1 pseudogene is annotated in these 468 nt (G+C 73.1%); it reads right to left on the bottom strand.

Annotation, left to right across the window (positions count from 1 at the left end):
* Positions 1-66 precede the first annotated feature (66 nt).
* Positions 67-468: pseudogene (locus tag J5M58_RS26730) on the bottom strand (hypothetical protein); the annotation flags it as partial.

Below are 468 nucleotides of genomic sequence, written 5' to 3'. Positions count from 1 at the left end.
CACCGGCGGCGGCGCGCCCGATCTCCGATCCGCTCGAGGCCCGCAATCGCTTCGAGACATTGCCGCTCATGCCGCGTCTCCCGAACGATCGTCGAGCAGGCGCAACGCGTCGTCGAGCGTGACGGGCCGATCGTGCAACAACGCCGCCAGCACGCCGGCTTCCGCCTCCGCATCCGCGTCGGCATCGGCGCGCGGCGTCGCGAGCGGATCGACGGGCGACAGCTTGTAGCGCAACACGAGATGAGCGAGCGCGAGCCGCCGATGATCGGGCGCGAGCCGCATCCCTTCGCTCGCGAGCAGGATCGCCGTCGTCGCGTGATAGAGCGCGGACGCCGCCTGCCGCACGAACGCATCGTCGCCCGTTCGCGCGACGTGCGCGATCGCATCGCTCGCGCGATCGAGCGCGCGGCGCAGCCGCGTGGCGCTCGCGCCCGGCAGCCGCGCCGTGTCGAGCGCGCCGAGCAGGAA

The sequence above is a fragment of the Pseudomonas sp. 32_A genome, from assembly GCF_017490905.1.
Classification (GTDB): Bacteria; Pseudomonadota; Gammaproteobacteria; order Pseudomonadales; family Pseudomonadaceae; genus Aquipseudomonas; species Aquipseudomonas inefficax.
The sequence above is the reverse complement of the archived record's forward strand: the minus strand, read 5'-3'. Positions and strand labels throughout refer to the sequence as shown.